General features: G+C 72.0%; 16 protein-coding genes. 6 read left to right on the top strand and 10 right to left on the bottom strand.

What is annotated here, in order from left to right; all coding sequences use genetic code 11:
- Positions 1-6 precede the first annotated feature (6 nt).
- Positions 7-756, bottom strand: coding sequence for an ABC transporter permease (locus AC0665_RS04450; protein ID WP_478704398.1), 750 nt, complete (start codon positions 754-756; stop codon positions 7-9).
- A 10-nt stretch (positions 757-766) separates the two neighbouring features.
- Positions 767-1549, bottom strand: coding sequence for an ABC transporter ATP-binding protein (locus AC0665_RS04455; protein ID WP_478704399.1), 783 nt, complete (start codon positions 1547-1549; stop codon positions 767-769).
- A gap of 79 nt (positions 1550-1628) precedes the next feature.
- On the opposite strand from AC0665_RS04455, the gene AC0665_RS04460 reads away from it, so the two are divergent.
- From AC0665_RS04460 to AC0665_RS04475, 4 genes are all read left to right on the top strand, one after another.
- Positions 1629-2270: a TetR/AcrR family transcriptional regulator gene (locus AC0665_RS04460; protein ID WP_478610024.1), complete on the top strand. Its 642-nt coding sequence runs from the start codon at positions 1629-1631 to the stop codon at positions 2268-2270.
- A 125-nt stretch (positions 2271-2395) separates the two neighbouring features.
- Entirely contained in the window at positions 2396-3244 is an 849-nt protein-coding gene (locus AC0665_RS04465; protein WP_363117308.1) for a 3-hydroxyacyl-CoA dehydrogenase family protein, read from the top strand.
- Positions 3245-3394: 150 nt separating this feature from the next.
- Positions 3395-3718 carry an STAS domain-containing protein gene (locus AC0665_RS04470; RefSeq protein WP_363117309.1) on the top strand — a complete coding sequence of 108 codons (324 nt, stop codon included), beginning with the start codon at positions 3395-3397 and terminating at the stop codon, positions 3716-3718.
- A gap of 267 nt (positions 3719-3985) precedes the next feature.
- Positions 3986-6487, top strand: coding sequence for an ATP-binding protein (locus AC0665_RS04475; RefSeq protein ID WP_478704400.1), 2502 nt, complete (start codon positions 3986-3988; stop codon positions 6485-6487).
- Between the two features lie 67 nt (positions 6488-6554).
- Here AC0665_RS04475 and nucS read toward each other — a convergent pair whose 3' ends face one another.
- Positions 6555-7226 (bottom strand): endonuclease NucS, encoded by a 672-nt coding sequence (gene nucS / locus AC0665_RS04480; protein WP_468407615.1) that lies wholly within the window; start codon positions 7224-7226, stop codon positions 6555-6557.
- Positions 7227-7478: 252 nt separating this feature from the next.
- On the opposite strand from nucS, the gene AC0665_RS04485 reads away from it, so the two are divergent.
- Positions 7479-7871, top strand: a complete 393-nt coding sequence (locus tag AC0665_RS04485; protein ID WP_030246492.1) for an SCO5389 family protein — start codon at positions 7479-7481, stop codon at positions 7869-7871.
- Between the two features lie 84 nt (positions 7872-7955).
- Here AC0665_RS04485 and AC0665_RS04490 read toward each other — a convergent pair whose 3' ends face one another.
- Positions 7956-8984: an LLM class flavin-dependent oxidoreductase gene (locus AC0665_RS04490; RefSeq protein ID WP_468407618.1), complete on the bottom strand. Its 1029-nt coding sequence runs from the start codon at positions 8982-8984 to the stop codon at positions 7956-7958.
- 264 nt (positions 8985-9248) lie between these two features.
- Here AC0665_RS04490 and AC0665_RS04495 point away from each other — a divergent pair, with 264 nt between their 5' ends.
- A complete protein-coding gene (locus AC0665_RS04495; protein WP_468638513.1) occupies positions 9249-9581 on the top strand; it encodes an ATP/GTP-binding protein in 333 nt (110 codons plus the stop codon).
- 6 nt (positions 9582-9587) lie between these two features.
- Here the strand turns inward: AC0665_RS04495 and AC0665_RS04500 are convergent, their stop codons facing one another.
- From AC0665_RS04500 to scy, 6 genes are all read right to left on the bottom strand, one after another.
- The gene (locus AC0665_RS04500) at positions 9588-10469 is read right to left on the bottom strand and encodes an ABC transporter permease (protein WP_478704401.1); all 882 of its coding nucleotides are present in this window, start codon (positions 10467-10469) and stop codon (positions 9588-9590) included.
- Positions 10466-11755 carry an ABC transporter ATP-binding protein gene (locus tag AC0665_RS04505; RefSeq protein WP_478704402.1) on the bottom strand — a complete coding sequence of 430 codons (1290 nt, stop codon included), beginning with the start codon at positions 11753-11755 and terminating at the stop codon, positions 10466-10468. The genes AC0665_RS04500 and AC0665_RS04505 overlap by 4 nt, the downstream gene beginning before the upstream one ends.
- 109 nt (positions 11756-11864) lie before the next feature.
- Positions 11865-12635, bottom strand: a complete 771-nt coding sequence (locus AC0665_RS04510; protein WP_468414790.1) for an ABC transporter permease — start codon at positions 12633-12635, stop codon at positions 11865-11867.
- 2 nt (positions 12636-12637) lie between these two features.
- Positions 12638-13606: an ABC transporter ATP-binding protein gene (locus AC0665_RS04515; protein WP_478610028.1), complete on the bottom strand. Its 969-nt coding sequence runs from the start codon at positions 13604-13606 to the stop codon at positions 12638-12640.
- A gap of 85 nt (positions 13607-13691) precedes the next feature.
- On the bottom strand, positions 13692-14627 hold the full coding sequence (locus tag AC0665_RS04520) for a coiled-coil domain-containing protein (RefSeq protein WP_184850054.1): 936 nt from the start codon (positions 14625-14627) through the stop codon (positions 13692-13694).
- A gap of 183 nt (positions 14628-14810) precedes the next feature.
- The gene (scy, locus tag AC0665_RS04525) at positions 14811-18758 is read right to left on the bottom strand and encodes a polarized growth protein Scy (RefSeq protein WP_478704403.1); all 3948 of its coding nucleotides are present in this window, start codon (positions 18756-18758) and stop codon (positions 14811-14813) included.
- Positions 18759-18912 lie beyond the last annotated feature (154 nt).

An 18912-nucleotide genomic window follows, 5' to 3' on the forward strand; every position in this document is an offset into this window, starting at 1 on the left:
GCCTAATTACGCCCCGGCGGTTCGGAACACGCGTGTGCCCACTGTCACGGACAACGCCGTGAAACCGGCGGTCACCAGCACGCCGTAGAGCATGTGGGACGAGGTGTAGTCGCCGACGTACGCGTCCCGCACCGCGTCCACCAGATAGCGGAACGGCATGAGGTGCGACAGGACGTCCAGCCAGACCGGGCCCAGGGTCATCGGCAGCATCAGGCCGGACAGCAGCATGGACGGCATGGTCAGCGCGTTGATCGCGGGTCCGAAGGTCTGCGGGGTGTCCATCCGCATCGCCAGCGCGTACGACAGGGCGGCCAGCGAGAGGGTGAGCAGCGCGACGAAGCCGAAGCCGATCAGCACCCCGGCGAGCGGTGCGCGCAGGCCCATCGCCACCGCGGCCAGCACCAGCAGCACGGCCTGGAAGACGAACACCGTGGCGTCCCGCAGCACCCGGCCGAGCAGCAGGGCCAGCCGGCTGACCGGGGTGACCCGCATGCGCTCGACCACCCCGTGCCCCTTTTCGATGATGATCGAGAAGCCGGCGAAGGACGCCCCGAACAGGCCGAGTTGGAGCAGCAGGCCGGGGACGAGCACCTGCCAGGAGCTGCCTTCCCCGCCGAGCGGCAGATCCGTGAGCAGGGGGCCGAAGAACAGCAGGTACAGCAGCGGCATCAGCACGCCGAAGAGCAGGGCGAAGCGGGAGCGCAGGGACTGGCGAAGGTAGCGCCCGTAGATGAGGGCGGTGTCCTGGAGCAGCATGCGGGGCCTCCTATACGGCCACGGGGGCGGAGTCGTCGGGTGTGGCGCTGCGGCCCGTGATGGCCAGGAACGCCTCCTGGAGCGAGGCGCCGGCGGAGCCGCCGTACCGCAGTTTCAGGGCGCTCGGCGTGCCCTCGGCGACGACCGTGCCGTGGTCCACGACGACCAGTCGGTCGGAGAGCGCGTCGGCCTCGTCGAGGTAGTGCGTGGTCAGGAACACCGTCGTGCCGTGCTCGTCGCGCAGCCGCCGCACCAGGTCCCACAGGTCGGCGCGGCTGCCCGGGTCGAGACCGGTCGTCGGCTCGTCCAGGAACAGCACCTTCGGGCGGTGGGTGAGCGCCATCGCGATGTCCAGCCGCCGTCGCTGACCGCCGGAGAGCGCGCCGCACGTGCGGTCGAGGAGCCCCGTGAGGTCCAGCTCGCGGGCCAGTTCCCCGGCGCGCTCGACGGCCTGGGCCCTGGTCAGCCGGTACAGACGGCCCTGGGTGACCAGTTCCTCCCGCACGCTGATCTGCGGGTCGACCCCGCCGGACTGCGCCACGTAGCCGCAGGCCCGGCGAACCCCGGCCGCATCGGTCGACAGGTCGCAGCCCGCGACGGTGGCGGCGCCGCCGGTCGGCTCCAGCAGGGTCGTCAGCATCCGCAGGGTCGTCGTCTTGCCGGCCCCGTTCGGACCGAGGAAGCCGAGGATCTCGCCCTCGTGCACGGTCAGGTCGACACAGCGCACGGCCTCCACGGGGCCGCTCCCGGTCACGAAGGTACGGGCCAGTCCGGCCGTACTGATGATGGTCATGACCCAAGAAAAACAGAGTCTCTTAAAGTTTGCAATGACCCCAAGTTTTCAGAGGGTCCAAGGAAGCTAGGATTCGGACATGGCTGAGGGGCTCAGGGAACGGAAGAAGCGCGAGACCAGGCAGCGCATCTCGGACATCGCCACCGGGCTCTTCCTGGAGCGCGGGTTCATGACGGTGACGATCGCGGACGTGGCGGAGGCGGCCGACGTCTCGGTGAACACCGTCTACAACTACTTCCCGGCCAAGGAGGACCTCTTCTTCGACCGCTCCCAGGGCGTCGTCGACCGGCTCTCGCGCTGGGTGCGCGGCCGGGACGCCGGGGAGTCGGCCGCCCGGGCGGTGCTGCGCGAGCTGCGCGCAGAGGTGGAGGCAGTCTCGCCCCGCATGGGCCTCATCGAGGGCTACGACCGTTTCATGCGCTGCATCGAGGAGGCGCCCCCGCTGCGCTCCCGCCTGTGGAGCATGCAGCAGGAGCTGCAGAGCAACCTGGAGGCGACCCTTCACGAGGAGATGGGCGCCCCGCCCGGCGACCCGCTGCCCGCGCTGATCGCGGGTCAGATCTGCTGGATCCACGGCACTCTTTTCGTGCGGATCGGCCGCGAGATGGTCAAGGGGCGCAACCCGGACGAAGTGTCACGGGAGATGCTCGTCCTTCTCGACGACATCGAGGAGCTGTTGAGCGAGAAGGTGCTCAACTACGCCGTACGGGGCGCCGCATGACCCGGGCCGGTGTGATGTCCGTCATGTGAGACGTGACGCGCATTACTTACTGGTCACACAGCCCCTCACGAGCGCTAGTGTCCGGCCCGAGAGGCAGACACAAAGAGCGTCAGGGGAGTCGCACAGTGGCACGGAAGCTCGCCGTCATCGGAGCCGGCCTCATGGGATCCGGCATCGCCCAGGTCTCCGCACAGGCGGGCTGGGAGGTGGTCCTGCGCGACGTCACCGACGAGGCACTGACGCGGGGCACCGACGGCATCAAGGCGTCGTACGACAAGTTCGTCGCCAAGGGCAAGCTGGAGGCGCACGACGCCGACGCCGCCCTGGCCCGCATCACCGCGACCACCGACCTGGACGCGGCGGCCGACGCGGACGTCGTCGTCGAGGCGGTCTTCGAGAAGCTCGAGGTCAAGCACGAGATCTTCCGCGCGCTCGACAAGATCGTGAAGGACGAGGCGATCCTCGCCTCGAACACCTCCGCCATTCCGATCACCAAGATCGCGGCGGCCACGGAGCGCCCGGAGCGGGTCGTCGGCACGCACTTCTTCTCGCCGGTGCCGATGATGCAGCTGTGCGAACTGGTCCGCGGCTACAAGACCAGCGACGAGACGCTCGCCACCGCCCGGGAGTTCGCCGAGTCGGTCGGCAAGACCTGCATCGTCGTCAACCGCGACGTCGCCGGCTTCGTGACGACCCGTCTCATCTGCGCCCTGGTCGTCGAGGCGGCCAAGCTCCAGGAGTCGGGCGTGGCCAGCGCCGAGGACATCGACCTGGCCTGCAAGCTGGGCTTCGGCCACGCCATGGGCCCGCTGGCGACGGCGGACCTGACGGGCGTCGACATCCTGCTGCACGCCACGAACAACATCTACACCGAGTCCCAGGACGAGAAGTTCGCGGCTCCCGAGTCGATGCGCCGGATGGTTGACGCCGGTGACATCGGACGCAAGAGCGGGCAGGGCTTCTACAAGCACTGAAACCGCACATGCCCCGGGCCCATCACACGCCCGGGTGAATTCGGTATCGGTTCGCTTACAAGAAGCAACCTCTGACTGCTCCACACAGTCAGAGGTTGCATCACCCACATCCAGAACGCGGAGCACGATTCGCACGCACGGGGAGCGCATATGCACATCAGGGGCGACCACGCCGAGCTGGTCGTCGGGGGCCGCCTCGACGTCCGCAGCGCGGCGGACGCCCGTACGGTCCTGCACGCGGCCGTCGACGACGGAGTGGGCGACCTGGTGCTGGACCTGTCCGAACTGGACTCCTGGGACGCCACCGGACTGGGCGTGATCATGGGAGCCCACCGCCGGGCCGGCCGCTGCGGCCGGCGCCTGGTGCTGCGCGGTGTACCGCCGCAGATGCAGCGCCTGCTGGTGGCCACCCGCCTGCACCGGATCCTGGCGATCGAAGGGGGCATCGGGGTGGAGTCGCTTCCCCGGGTGTGACATCGCGTACGGGTGTGAGGCGGGCGACCGCGGAGACCCGGACGCATGTCGTCGCATCGTGCGACGCGCACAATCCTCACGAGACCGTGACGTTACGGACGGCGCGGTACCCCGGACTGTCGTAGATACTGTGCGAAGGTTTAGGGTTCGGCTGCCCGCTGCCATGAAACCCTTCGAGCGGGACCGGACCAGAAGCGACAGCGCGGTGTGCAGCAAGGCCGGGAGGGGCTTTTCCGAGCACACACACGCTTTTGGGGGGCTTGACCTATGGATCCTGACAACCGGGGACCCGAGGAGTACGGCCACGACGGCGACGGCCCGGTGCCGCGCCAGCGCCCGCCCAGGGAATCCCTCACGCCCGACTTCGCGCAGCACGCGCCGGCCCTGGCCCGCACCGTGCGGCTCGTCTCCGGCGACTTCCTGCTGACCGTCAACCCCGTCGACGGCAGCGAGATAGAGGTCTGCCCGCCCGCCGAACGGCCCGCCCGGCCCGTGAAGCTCACCGCGGCCGAGCGCGCCGAGGCCGACCGTGCGGCCCGCCCGCCCGTCCCGCCCGGCCCCGCGCGGCCCGCCCTGCCGCTGCTGGCCCGCCAGGACGAACGCGAGCGCCTGGTGCGCCTGCTCGCCCGCGGCCGCTCCACCCGCCTGACCGGCGCGCCCGGCTCCGGCCGCACCCGCCTGCTCGACCTGGTCGCCGAGGACTGCTCCGACCTCGCCCCCGACGGCGTCGTCCGCCTCAACGGCTACGGCCGCACCGCCGACGACCTGCTGTACGACCTGTTCCGCGCGGTGTACGACGCCCCGCTGCACCGCCCGGACCGGGACGACGTGCTCACCCATGTCCGGGACATCGGCGCGGTCGTCGTCGTGGACGATCTGGAGTTCGGCGGAGCGGCGCTCGACGAGCTGCTGGAGGCGACCCCCGAGTGCGCCTTCCTGCTCGGCGCCACCCCGGACGTGCCGGCCCCCTCCGCCGGAGCCGGTGTCGAGGAGGTCCTCCTCGGCGGGCTGGAGCGCGCCGCCGGGCTCGACCTGCTGGAACACGCCGTGGGCCGGCCCCTCACCGAGGACGAGTCCAACTGGGCGGGTGACCTCTGGTTCGAGTCCGAGGGCCTGCCGCTGCGCTTCGTCCAGGCCGGTGCCCTGCTGCGGCAGCGCGACCGGCTGCGCGCCGGCACCGGTGCCGTCGACGAGTTCGGCGTCTTCGAGGACGCGCCCCCGGCCGGTGCCGAGACCTACGACCTCGGCGACGACGTGCCGCTGCCCGCGCTCGGCGAGGCCGCCGCGCCCGCGCCGCTGCTCGCCTCCCGGCTGAGCGCCTCCGCCCGCGCCACCCTGCGGTTCGCCGTCGCCCTCGGCGGCGAGGTCCCGCACCAGGCGCATCTGCCCGCCCTGGTCGGCGACACCCACGCGGACGCCGCGCTCGGCGAACTGGTCTCCTGCGGCCTGGTCTCCCCGGTCGGCTCCCGCTACCGCCTCGCGGCCGGCGTGCCCGCCCAGCTGGAGGCCGCCGGATACGCCGACGAGGCCGAGGCCGGCGCCCGCAGCGCCGCCCAGCACTACTCCTGGTGGGCCGGGCACCCCTCGGTCACCCCGGAGCGCGTCTGCGCCGAGGCCGACGCGATCCTCGCCGCGCTCGCGGTCCTCGGCCCGGCCACCCGCCCGCCCGCCGAGGGCGAGGAGAGCGCGGCCGTGCACCTGGCCCGCACCGCCGCCCCCGCGCTCGCCGCCGGACTGCGCTGGAGCGCCTGGGAGCGGGTCCTGCGGGCCGGCGCCGAGGCCGCCCGGCTCGCCGGGGACGTCGCCGAGGAGGCCTACTTCCACCACGAGCTCGGTGTCCTGGCCCTGTGCGGGGGACAGCTCGACCGGGCCCGCGCCGAACTGGAGGCCTCCATCGGCCTGCGCGGCGCCCTCTCCGACAAGCGGGGCACCGTCGCGGGCCGTCGTGCCCTCGCCCTGGTCGCCGACCGCTCGGGCACCCCGATCGGGCTCGGGCCGACCGCGGCGGAGGAGGTGCCCGACGCCCGGGGTGAGGAGTCGGCGTCCCCGCCCGGCGGTGTGCCCGCGGCCTTCCCGACGCTCCAGCCGCCGCCCTCCCCGGCCCTGGTCACCCACCGCAGCGCGCCCGGTCCCTCGCGCAAGGCTCGCGGCGGACTCAAGGGCCTGGCCCGGCGCAACCTCGTGGCCGCCGGAGCCGGTGCCCTGCTGGTCGCCGTCCTGGGCACGGTGGTGACACTCGGCGCCACCTCCGACAAGGAGCAGAACCCGCCGGCCGACCAGGTCGGCGTCAACCCGTCCGCGAGCCAGGACGTCGGCGACGGCAGTCTGGGAGCCGACCGTCCGGCCGGCGACGACGCCGAGGACACGGGCGCGGCGGCCGCACGTCCGACGGACCCGGGCCCGGACGGCACCCTCGGCACCTCGGACGACCCGACGCCGACGGACGCCCCGAGCGGTTCGCAGGACCCGAGCGGTTCCGCGTCGCCGTCGAAGTCGCCGTCGTCCTCCAAGCCGCCGTCCACGTCGAAGCCGCCCGCGACGTCCAGGCCCCCCGCGACGTCGAAGCCGCCGACGTCCAAGCCTCCGACGTCCGAGCCGCCGACCTCGCAGCCGCCCACGTCCCAGCCGCCCACCTCGGAGCCGCCCACCACCAGCCCGTCGACCTCCGACTCGGCCAGCGGCCCGGCGCCCGGCGCTCCCACCAACAGCACGGCGAGCGCGCCGCAGAGCGCCCCGGGCACGCCGAGCGACTCACAGACGGTGATCTGACACCCGCCGACGACAACAGGGCCGGGTCCGCGATACGGACCCGGCCCTGTTGTCGTCGTACGGGCTGTCAGAACAGTCGCAGCTTGTCGTCCTCGATGCCCCGCAGCGCGTCGTAGTCGAGGACCTGGCAGCCGATGCCGCGGTCGGTCGCGAGGACACGGGCCTGGGGCTTGATCTCCTGGGCCGCGAAGACACCGCGCACCGGGGCGAGATGGGGATCGCGGTTCAGCAGCTCCAGATAGCGCGTGAGCTGCTCCACGCCGTCGATCTCCCCGCGCCGCTTGATCTCCACGGCGACGGTCTTGCCGTCGGCGTCCCGGCACAGGATGTCGACCGGCCCGATGGCCGTCGGGTACTCGCGGCGGATCAGCGTGTAGCCCTCGCCGAGTGTCTCGATGCGGTCGGCGAGCAGCTCCTGGAGGTGCGCTTCCACGCCGTCCTTGATCAGGCCGGGATCGACGCCCAGTTCGTGCGAGGAGTCGTGGAGGACTTCCTCCATCGTGATGATGAGCTTCTCGCCCGCCTTGTTGACGACGGTCCAGACGCCCTCCTCCTCGCCGGAGCCCTCCTTCAAGGTGCAGGGCGGCGACATCCAGTTCAGGGGCTTGTAGGCCCGGTCGTCGGCATGGATCGAGACGCTGCCGTCCGCCTTCACCAGGATCAGGCGCGGGGCCGAGGGAAGGTGGGCGGTGAGCCGCCCGGCGTAGTCCACGGAGCAGCGGGCAATGACGAGACGCATGGTCGGCAACGCTACTCGACGGGCACCTGTCGACGCGATTCGCCCTGGAAAACACGTGTTCGGTAATGGCCGATTGTGTGCATGGTGTGCTCAGCCAGAGTGTCTCATCTGCGCATTTTCCTGGTGCGGCCACCGTCCGGTGCTTACCGTATGAACGGGAGGTCGCGACGTGTGTACGCAGCGTGTCCGGCGTCGCGAGCTCCCTCATCTGTCAGGCAACCCCTGCTCGTTGGGGGTGCGAGAGGAGAACTCATGTCGCTCGACGTCTCACCGGCCCTACTCGAACAGGCCGAGCGAGGCGAGGTCGACGAAGCGGAATTCGTCGACTGCGTCCGGACCTCCCTGCCCTATGCGTGGGAGATGATCAGCTCCCTGGTGGCCCAGCTGAAGGTGGACGGCGGTGCGTTCGCCGACAACCAGACGCCTCCGCCGGACGAGCAGGCACGCGGCCAGCTGCTGCGTGCGCTTGCGAGTGACGCGATACGCGGTGCGCTGCAACGGCACTTCGGTGTCCGCCTGGCCTTCCAGAACTGCCACCGGGTGGCCGTGTTCCCGCTTGACTCCTCGGTCGACGAGAAGCTGGGCCGTTTCACATCGGTCCGCAGCCAGGTGCTGAACCAGTCCCCTGAGTTCCGGGACTGCTGACGCGGCGCCGCTTGCTTGCCGCTCCGTACGCGGGAGGTGCAGTTCTGTACCGGAGCGGCAAGCCCCCAGGAGTCTCCCGCGCCCTCAGGCCAGTTGGGGGAGCACCTCGGCGCCCAGCCGCCGCACGTTCTCCTCGGTCGCCGCCAGGTCCCCCGAGCCCTCGACGAGCAGCGCGAAGCGGGAGATGCCCGTGCGCTCGCTGGTCGCCGCCAGCCGGTCCGCGCACAGCCGCGGAGTGCCCACGGGGTGCAGCCCGCAGAGCAGTTCGGTGTACGCCAGCGGGTCGCGCATCCGGCGTGTGCGCCCGTCGACCGTGACATGCGCCTCCAGCCCCTGTTGCAGCCAGCCCGGCATCGCCTTCATCAGCGTCTCCGCCGCGTCGACCCGCCGGTCCGCGATCTGGCAGACACCGGCCGACACATGGGACGCGCCGTGGATCTCCTCCGCGGAACGCCCGGACGCCCGGGCGTGCTGTCGCCACAGCGTGACCATCTCGGCCTTCTCCTCGTCCCCCACGTGCATTCCGAGCAGCATCGACAGACCCCGCTCGGCGGCCAGCCGCACGCTCGCCGGCGAGGTGCAGGCGACGACGAGCTCGGGCCCCGGACCCTCCGTCAGGGCCTCCGACGGCCGTGGCACCACCGGGACTTCGCGGAACCGGAAACGCTCCCCGGCGGCCGCCACGGACGACTCGCGCAGCCACCGCACCAGGAGCTCCAGGGACTCCGGGAACCCCTTCTCGTACGCCTCCAGACCCGCGCCGAACACCTCCAGGTCGACCCACGGGCCGCCGCGCCCCACACCGAGCGTGAAACGGCCGCCGCTCGTGTGGTGCAGCAGCGCGGCCTGTTCGCCGAGGGCCACCGGGTGGACGGTGGGCAGCACACTGACCGCCGTGCCCACCCGGATGCGGCGGGTGCGGCCCAGCAGGAAGGCGGCCAGGGTGACGGCCGACGGACAGGTGCCGTACGGCACGAAGTGATGCTCGGCCAGCCAGACCGTGTCGAGCCCGGCCTCCTCGGCCACCTCGGCCGAGCGGACCGCGCGGTGCAGCGCCTCGCCCTCGCCCTGACCGGGGAACTGGGCCGCCAACACGAAACTTCCAACGCGCATTGCTTTCCCGCTTCCTTGGCTCCGACACGGAGCTCCCCCACAGGGCATAACCGCCTGACACGTGCCGAGGACACGGCCGGGCGGAGTACTTTGCGGATTGTCTGCAGAATGGGGCGTTCCACCGGGAGCCGGGGGAGGGCAACCGCGGCGGGCCCGCCACGGCGGCGGGGGACTTGTGGCGTTTGGTGGCGTACGCCTACCCCCGCACGCGCCGCGTAGGCTGGGCGAGGCCCGTGCTTCCTGTATAGCTCCGAGAGGTGTCCCGTGTCCCCGCGTCGCAACCGACCCAAGGGCGCCGCTTCGTCCGGCCGGAGTGCCGAGGACGACCGTTCCGGCCGCTACGGCGGCTGGCAGTCCTCCGAGAGCTGGCAGGGCGAGAGCTGGAGCGTGCGGCACGTGGCCGGCGCGAGCGCCCAGGGCAAGTCGTACCGCTGCCCCGGCTGCGACCAGCTGATCCCGGACGGGGTGCCGCACGTGGTGGCCTGGTCGGAGCACACGGGCGTCGACGACCGGCGGCACTGGCACAAGGCCTGCTGGAACGCGCGGGACCGCCGCACCCCGGGGGTGCGGCGGTCCCGTAACGCGCCGAGGTTCTGAGCGGACTCAGACGTCCCGCTTCTCCAGCAGCACGAAGGCACCCGCGAACGCCACGGCCGTGACGCCCAGGATGATCCACAGCGGGTCCCATCCGGACGGACCGGAATCGCTCAGGGAGTTGGAGTAGAAGACGCTGAGCTGGTTCGGGATCGAGTACTCGAACAGGGCGTCGCGCACGTCCTGGAGGGACTCGGAGAACATGAACAGCGCGATCACCAGCGGGGCCAGCACGGCGCCGATCATGATGGTGATGGCGCCCGCCGAATGCCGGATGATCGAGCCGACGATGAGCGAGAGCAGGCCGAGCAGCGCGATGTAGAGCGAGATGCCCACCGTGCCCTTGAGCCACTCACCGCCGGAGGGGGACTTGGCGCCTTCGCCCTCCAGCATCGCCACGTGCAGGAAGGCGACGAGGGACGCGGACACCAGCGTCACGACGAACGCGGTCAGGAAGAACACCACGGCCTTCGCCGCGAGCACCCTGCCCCGGCTCGGGCACGCGACCATCGTGGTGCGGATCATGCCGGTGCCGTACTCCGAGGCCGTGGTCAGCACGCCCAGCGTGATGATGCACATGCTGCCCAGCAGCAGCCCGAAGAAGCCCAGGCCGAGCGGGCTCTCGCCGTCCAGGGCCGGGTCGGACCGGGCCACCACCACGCCGGTCAGCGTGCCGATGCCGATGACGAGCAGGACGAACACACCGAGCGTCCAGAGGGTGGAGCGCACCGACCTGATCTTCGTCCACTCGGACGCGAGGGCGTGCCCGAGGTGCGTGCGCACGACCGGGATCGGCGAGGTGTAGCCGGGGCCGCCGGGGTGGGGGGCGGCACCGGGAGCCGCCTGCCAGGCGGGCGTGGCCTGCGGCATCTGGGACTGGGGGCTGCTCATCGGGCGTCCTCGGGCTTGGTCAGGTCGGAGGTCGGGGCGGCGGGCGCGGACGGCGCGGCGGCGGGCTGCGGCGCGGGCGCGGCCGCCGCCTGGTCCTGCGGGGCCGGCTGCGGGGCGCCCTGGGGCGCCGGAGGCGTTTGGGGCGCGGGCTGGGCGTACGGGTTGGGGCCCGGGCCGGAGGCGCCCGGGACGGGGCCGTACGGGCCCGGCGCGGCCTGACCCGGGGCGCCCTGCGGCGGGGCCGGGAACGGCCCGCCGCCCTGCTGGGGCGGCGGCGGGGCGTACCAGCCCGGCTGACCCTGCCCGGGCACCGGCATCGGGGGCTGCGCGCCGGGCGGCAGCGGCTGCTGGAGCCCTTCCTTCTGGTCGATCGTCGAGCGGTAGTCGACGGCGCCCTGCGTCATCCGCATGTACGCCTCCTCCAGGGAGGCCTGGTGCGGCGACAGCTCCCACAGGCGTACGTCGTGCTCGTGCGCGATGTCGCTGATGCGGGGCAGCGGCAGCCCGGTCACGCGCAGGGCGCCGTCCTGCTCGGGCAGCACGTGCCCGCCCGACTCGGTCAGCGCCGCCGACAGCTTCTCGCGCTGCTGCGGTTCGCTGTCGGGGGTGCGCACGCGCGCGAAGTCCGCGGAGTTCGCCGAGATGAAGGCGGTCACGCTCATGTCGGCGAGCAGCTGGCCGCGTCCGATGACGATGAGGTGCTCGGCGGTCAGCGCCATCTCGCTCATCAGGTGGGAGGAGACGAAGACCGTACGGCCCTCCGCCGCCAGTGCCTTCATCAGGTTGCGCACCCAGAGGATGCCCTCGGGGTCGAGGCCGTTGACCGGCTCGTCGAACAGCAGCACCTGCGGGTCGCCGAGCAGTGCCGCGGCGATGCCGAGCCGCTGCCCCATGCCGAGGGAGAAGCCCTTGGACCGCTTCTTGGCCACGTCCTGAAGACCGACGACCCCGAGCACCTCGTCCACCCGCCGGGCCGGGATGCCGGACAGCTGGGCCAGGGACAGCAGGTGGTTGCGGGCGGACCGGCCGCCGTGCACCGCCTTGGCGTCCAGCAGCGCGCCGACCTGACGGGCGGCGTTGGGCAGCCTGCGGTACGGGTAGCCGCCGATCGTCACATGCCCGGCCGTCGGATTGTCCAGCCCGAGGATCATCCGCATCGTCGTCGACTTGCCCGAGCCGTTCGGCCCGAGGAAGCCGGTGACGGCCCCCGGCCGCACCTGGAAGGAAAGGTTGTACACAGCGGTCTTGTCGCCGTAGCGCTTCGTCAGGCCGACTGCTTCGATCATGCTCCGCACCCATCGCAAGGTTCAGGACAGCGGGGCACACGCCCCCGTAAGGGTTAGGAGGATATCGAGGCGCTGACGGTTCCGCCCAAGAGCAGGTAAAAGGTCACGCCTAGGCGTCGCGCTTCTTCAGCAGCAGATAGCCCCCGGCCAGCACCGCCAGCACCCACAGCCCCATGATCCCGAGACCGCCCCAGGGCCCGTACGGGGTGTCGTCGTCGATCGGCGTGACCACCTGCATGATCTTGCTGCCGGCCTGGTCGGGAAGGAACCGGCCGACCTTCTTCGTCGCGTCGACATTGCCCAGGATGTTGGAGATCAGGAAGAAGAACGGCATCAGGATGCCCAGCGACAGCATGGGTGAGCGCAGCATCGCGGCGACGCCCATGGAGAACATCGCGATCAGCGCCATGTAGAGGCCGCCGCCGAGCACCGCCCGCAGCACCCCCGGGTCGCCGATCTCCGCCCGGTGCGAGCCCAGCATCGCCTGCCCCAGGAAGAACGCGGCGAAGCTGGTGACGAGGCCGACCAGCAGGGCGAGTGCCGAGGCGACCGCGATCTTGCTGAACAGGAACGAGCCGCGCTGCGGCACCGCGGCCAGCGAGGTGCGGATCATGCCGGTGCTGTACTCGTTCGACACGACCAGCACCCCGAACACGATCATCGCGAGCTGGCCGAGGCTCATCCCGGCGAAGCTGATGAACGTCGGGTCGAACTCCGCCCGGTCCTGCGCGTTCATGGAGTCGAACTCGCTCTTGGACAGGGCCGAGATGAGCATGCCGAGGGCGACCGTCACGACCACCACCAGCGAGAGCGTCCACACCGTGGACGCCACCGACCGGATCTTGGTCCACTCCGACCGTACGACCTGTGTCACCGCCATGCTCAGCCCCTCTTCCAGCCGTCGCCCCACTGCTGCCGCGCCGGCTCGGGGGTCGTCGGGCCCGTCTCGCTGTGCGCGTGGTACTCCACCGACTCCGCGGTCAGCTGCATGAAGGCCTCCTCCAGCGAGGCCTGTTGCGGGCTCAGCTCGTGCAGCGTGATCCGGTGTTGCGCCGCCAGCTCACCGATGTGCTCGGCCTTGCCGCCGTCCACCTCCAGCACCCCCTCACCGCTCTCCACGGCCACGATCCCGGCCTGGTGCAGCACGTCCAGCAGCCGCTCCCGCTGCGGGCTGCGGACCCGGACGTACGAGCGGGAGTTGCGGTCGATGAAGTCCGCCATGGAGGTGTCCGCGAGCAGCCGCCCCTGCCCGATGACGACGAGGTGTTCGGCCGTCAGGGCCATCTCGCTCATCAGGTGGGAGGAGACGAACACGGTCCGCCCCTGCGCGGCGAGCGACTTCATCAGGGTGCGGATCCAGTGGATGCCCTCGGGGTCGAGGCCGTTGACCGGCTCGTCGAACATCAGGATCCGCGGGTCGCCGAGCAGCGCGGCCGCGATGCCGAGCCGCTGCCCCATGCCCATCGAGAAGCCCTTGGTCTTCTTCTTCGCGACCGCCGTCAGCCCGACCGTCTCCAGCACCTCCCGCACCCGGCTGCGCGGAATGCCGTTGCTCTGCGCGAGGCACAGCAGGTGGTTGTAGGCGGTGCGCCCGCCGTGCCACGCCTTGGCCTCCAGCAGGGCGCCGATGTACGTCAGCGGGTCCTTGAGCTGCTGGTAGTGCTTGCCGTCGATACGGACGTCGCCCGCGGTCGGGTGGTCGAGACCCAGGATCATCCGCATGGTCGTGGACTTGCCGGCGCCGTTGGGCCCGAGGAAGCCGGTGACGATGCCCGGTCTGACGGTGAAGGACAGGTTGTTGACCGCCACCTTCTCGCCGTACCGCTTCGTCAGCCCCTCGAGCTCAATCATGCCGCCACGCTAGAGCGTGGCAAAGCCCTCTGCCACCCGAGCGGCAGAGGGCTTTGCGGAGGTTCAGACTCCGTATACCCCGGTGTTACCGGGACTGCTGGGCCGGGACCCCACGGGAGATCGGCTCGTCCTCGGCCGGCGTGCCGGCGGCGGCCACCGCGGCGCCCGTGAGCGTCGCGAGCATCTCGCGGACGTTCGTCAGCTGGGCGTTGATGCTGTCGCGGCGGTTGGTGAGGGCGGCCAGCTCGCGCTCGGATTCCGAACGGATGCGGTCGGCCTTGGCGTTGGCGTCGGCCACGATGTCCTCGGCCTGACGCTGGGCCGTCTCCACCGTCTGGCGGGCGCGGCGCTCGGCGTCCGTGCGCAGCTTCTCGGCCTCCAGGCGCAGCTGCTCGGCGCGGTGCTCGATCTCGGCGAGGCGCTTCTCGGCCTTGGCCTGACGGGAGGCCAGGTCCCGCTCGGACTGCTCGCGGCGCTTTGCGAGGTTCGTCTCGAAGTCGGCGGCGGCCTGCGCGGCCTTGGCGCGGGTCTCTTCGAAGAGGGCGTCCGCCTCCTCACGCTTGGACTGCGCGTCCTTCTGCGCCTCGGAACGCAGCTGGGCGGCGTCACTCTTGGCCTTCTCGACGATCCGCAGACCCTCGTCCTCGGCCTTCGCCTTGCGCTCCGCGGAGTACGACTCGGCGTCGTTGCGCACCTGCTGGGCGGCCGACTCGGCGAGCTCGCGGTGCTGCTCGGCGGCGCGCCGGGCCTCCTCGCGCAGGTCCTTCGCCTCTTCCTCGGCGAGGCGGAGGATCTTCTCCACGCGCGCACCGAGACCCGCGTACGACGGCTCGGCGTCGGTGATCTGGGCCTGGGCGTTCTGCGTCTCGAGGTGGAGCTCTTCGATGCGCTTTTCCAGAGCGGTGATGCGGGCGAGAGCGCTGTCACGGTCGGAGACGAGCTTGGAGATACGTTCGTCCACCTGAGCGCGGTCGTATCCACGCCGCACAAGCTCGAAGCCGTAGGGGGAAGTGTCGCTCATGGGGTTCCTGTCGAATGAGACCGGTGAGGTGATAGGTGGAATCCTAGGGGCCGAAACGGTGTGTCATCGAGCGGATGCGCGTTTGATCTGGAAAATGACACCCCTTTTGGGTGGCTAACCCCCGGACAGCTTGCCAAAGAGTTGGTCAAAGGCCCCAGCACACACCGGATTCGCCCCGTTTGGCTAGCTATCCGAGGACTTGCCACCCGAACGGGGTGCGCCGACCGTCGCGCCTGCCTTGACTCCGCTGTCCTTGCCGGCGGAGGGGGCCTCGAAGGACTCCAACGCCTCCAGGACGTCCTGGACACGGGAGATCTCGGCGTTGATGTCCTCGCGGCGGCGGACCAGCACCTCCAGCTCGCGCTTGCCCTCCTCGACCGTGCGCTTGGCCTCGCGGATCGCCTCGGCCTTCAGCTCCTCGGCCTCCCGGACCAGCGTGGACTTCTTCTGCTCGGCCTCCTTGAGCAGCCCCTCCGCCTTCTTCACCGCGGCGATCCGGACCTTGCCCGCCTCGGAGTTGGCCTCCGAGACGATCTCCTTGGCCTTCGCCTGCGCCTTCGCCAGCTGCTCCTCGGCCGCCTTGACGAGCGCGTCGCAGCGGTCGCCCGCCGACTTCATCGTCTCGGCCGACTCCCGGCGGGCCCGCTCGTGCAGCTCCTCGATCTCGGAGGTGATGCGGTCGCGCAGCTCCTCGGCGCGCTCCCTTATCTGCGTGGCGTCCCGGCGCGCGCCGACCAGCAGCTCGTCGGCGTCCGTACGGGCCTTCTCCACCAGCGAGTTGCCCTCGATCGTCGCCTCGGACACCAGGCGATCGGCCTCGGTGCGGGCCGCGCCCACCATCGTGTCGGCCTGTGCCTCGGCCTCCGCGGTGGTCTTGTGCGCCTGCTGCTGCGCCTCGGCCAGCAGCTTGTCCGCCTCGGCCGTGGTCTCCGTGATGAGCTTGTCGACCTGCTCGGCCGCCTCGGAGCGCCGCTTGTTGGCGTCCTTGCGGGCCTCGTCCAGCGTGCGGTCCGCCTCCTCGCGCGCGGAGCCGACCAGCCGCTCCGCCTCCGCCTCCGCGTCGGTCTTGACACGCTCGGCCTCGCGGCGGATGCGCTCGGCGTGCTGCTGCGCCGAGCCGACCGTCTCGGCGGCCTCGGCCCGCAGCCGCTCCGCCTCCCCGGCGGCCTCCGCGACCAGCTGGTCGGCCTTGGCGACCGACTCCGTCCGCACCCGCTCGGCCTCCGTGGCCGCCTCGGAGCGGACGCGCTCGGCCTCGGAGACCGCTTCGGTACGGACCCGCTCGGCCTCGGCGACCGTGTCCATCCGCAGCCGGTCGGTCTCCTGGAGCGTCTCCGTGGTGAGCCGCTCCGCCTCGCTGCGCGCCTCGGTGATGAGGGCGTCCGCCTGCGACGCGGCGTCCGAGCGGATGCGGTTGGCGTCCTCCCGGGCGTCCGCCCGGGTGCGCGCGGCGCTCTGCTCCGCCTCGGCGATCGCGTCGGACGCCTCGGTGCGCACCCGCTGCGCGTGCTCGGCGACGTCCGCGCGGATCCGCTCCGCCTCGCTGATCGCATCGGACATCGTCCGCTCGGCGAGCGCCTTGGCGGCCTCGGACTCCTCGTGCGCCTCGCGCCGCAGCCGGCCCGCGTCCTCGCTCGCCCGCTCCCGCTCGGCGTAGGCGTCGGAGCGGACCCGGTCCGCCTCCTCCTGGGCCTCCCGGCGCGTACGGTCCGCCGCGTGCTCGGCGGCCGAACGCAGCCCGGTGATCTCCTCCTGCGCCTGCTCGTGCAGCCCCGCCACGGAGTCCCGCACCTGCTGGGCGTGCTGCTCGGCCGCCGACACCATCTCCGTGGCACGGCGGTCGGCCTCCTCGACCAGGCGTACGGCCTCGGCCTGCGCGTCCTCCACGCGCTTGCGCGCCGAGGCCAGCAGCTCCTCGCTCTGCTCGCGGGCGCGCTCACGCTCCTGGTCGGCCTCCTGCCGGGCGCTGCCGAGGAGTTCCTCGGCCTCACGGCGGCGCCGGTTGGCCTCCTCCTGCGCGGCGGCCAGCGTCTCGGACGCCTCCGCGGCGAGCCGCTCGGCGGCGGCCTGCGCCTCCGAGCGCATCCGGTCGGCGCTCTCCTGCGCCTCCGACTTCAGCCGCTCGGCCTCGCTCGCCGCCTCCGAGCGCAGCCGTACGGCGACGGCCTCGCCCTCGGCACGGGCCGCGGACGCGTCCGCGGCGGCCTCGTCGCGCAGCCGCTCGGCCTCCGTCTCGGCCTGCTGCTGGAGCGTACGGATGCGCTCGGCGGCCTCGGCGCGCAGCCGCTCGTTCTCCTCGGCGGCCTCGCGGCGGATCCGGGCGGCCTCCTCACGGGCCTTCGACAGCGCCTGCTCGGCGGCCGTCAGCCGCTCCTCCGCCTCCGCCTGGAGCCGTGCCAGCTCCTCGGCGGCCTCGGCACGACGGGCCTGAACGGCCCGCTCGGTCTCCTCGTGCAGCTCCCGCGCCGCGCGCTCGGCGTCCTCCTTGAGCGCCTCGGCCTGCTCGACGACCTCCTCGCGGTGCCGCTCGGCCTCCTGCCGGGTGCGCTGGAGGGTCTCCTCGGCCTGCCGGCGCAGGGTCGTCGCCCGCTCGATGGCCTCGGTGCGGACCTTCTCGCTGTCCGCCTGGGCCGTGGTGCGCAGCTCGTCCGCGTCGGCCTTGGCCTTGGCGAGCAGCTCCTCGGCGGACTTCGCCGCCTCCTCGATCTGCGCCACGGCCTCCTTGCGGGCCTCGGCGCGGATCTTCTCGCCCTCGTCGACCGCGTCGGCACGCAGCTGCTCGGCCTCGCCGCGCAGCCGGCGGGCCTCCTCCTGCAGCTCGACCGTCTTGGCGCGGTACTCCTTGGTGTCGTCCTTCGCCGCGCCCTTGAGCTGCTCGGCGATGTCGTGCGCCTCGGCCCGCAGCCGGTCCGCCTCCGCCTCGGCCTCCGAGCGGATCCGCTCGGCCTCCTCGGCCGCGGCCTTCGTGGTCTTCTTGGCGTCCTCCGACGCCTTGTTGAGGACTTCCTCGGCGGTCCTGGCCGCCTTGGACAGCTGGGTCGCGGTCTCCTCGGCGGTGAGCGTGCGGGCCTTCTCGGAGGCCTCCGCGACGATCTTCTCGGCCTCGGCACGGGCGTCCGCGACGAGCTGCTCCGCCTCGGACTTGGTGTTCTCGGCCTCCTTCGTGGCCTCCTCGACCAGCCGGGCGACCTGCTCCTTGGCGGTGCGCGTGCGCGTCTCGTTCGCGGACTCGGCACTCGCCAGGGCCTTGGCGGCGGCCTCCTTGGCCTCCGCGACCAGCTTCTCCGACTCGGTCTGCGCCTTGCGCAGCGCCTCCTCGGCCTCCGCCATCCGCTGCTCGGCGGCCCGGCTCAGCTCCTGGGCCTCGCGGCGCGCGGCCTCCGACTCGGAGACGGTGGACGTGCGCAGCTGCTCGGCGTGGTCGGTGGCCTCCTGGGCCTGCGTGGAGGCGGCGTTGAGCAGGCGCTCGGCGTCCGTGCGGGCGCGGCGCAGGATCTGCTCGGCCTCGGCACGGGCCTCCTCGGCCGCGCCCGTCAGGCGCTGGCGGGCCTCGGTCGTCAGCCGCTCGGCCTCCGCGCGGGCGGTGGCCAGGGCCTGCTCGGCCTCGGCGCGGGACTCCTCCAGCAGCCGGCGGGCCTGCTGCTCGGTGCGCGCCCGCAGCTGCTCGGCCCACGCCACGTTCTCGTTGACGTGCGACTCGACCGTCTGGCGGCGCTCGGCCAGCTCCTGGTCCAGCTGCTGGCGGCGGGTCACCGCCTCCTGGTGCAGCTCGGCCTGGAGCCGGGCGGCCTGCTCGGCGTGCTCCTGGAGGATCCGCTGGGTCTGCGCCCTGGCCTCGCTCAGCTCCCGGTCGGCGTCCGCGCGGATCTGGTCGGCCTGCATCTGCGCGTTGCGCAGCAACTGCTCGGCCTGCCAGCCGATGTCGCCCCCGTCGAAGGAGGGTCGGGACATGATGGTGCGCCGCGCCTCGTGCAGCTTGGCGCGCAGCACCTCGACCTGGTAGCCGAGGTCCTCGGCGTGCTGGATCGCCTTTTCCCGTTCGGTCTTCAGCCGCTTCATCTCGGCTTCGAACCGAGAGAGGTGGTCGACGTCAGCCGCCGGCTCTCGCTCCTGGCTCTCGTAGCCCCGCACTGCGCGGTCCCATCCGTCCCCTGGTCGCAACTCTTTCCGATCGAGCTCCGTCCATCCGCCGAACGGGGCCCCCGGGGAATGGTGTCAGATCATCGGCGGAGCAGAGGCTGCTGCCCCGACGCTCGTCCCCCGAAACCCGGACCCCGGTGGTCCT

Source organism: Streptomyces sp. NPDC043685, assembly GCF_056436585.1.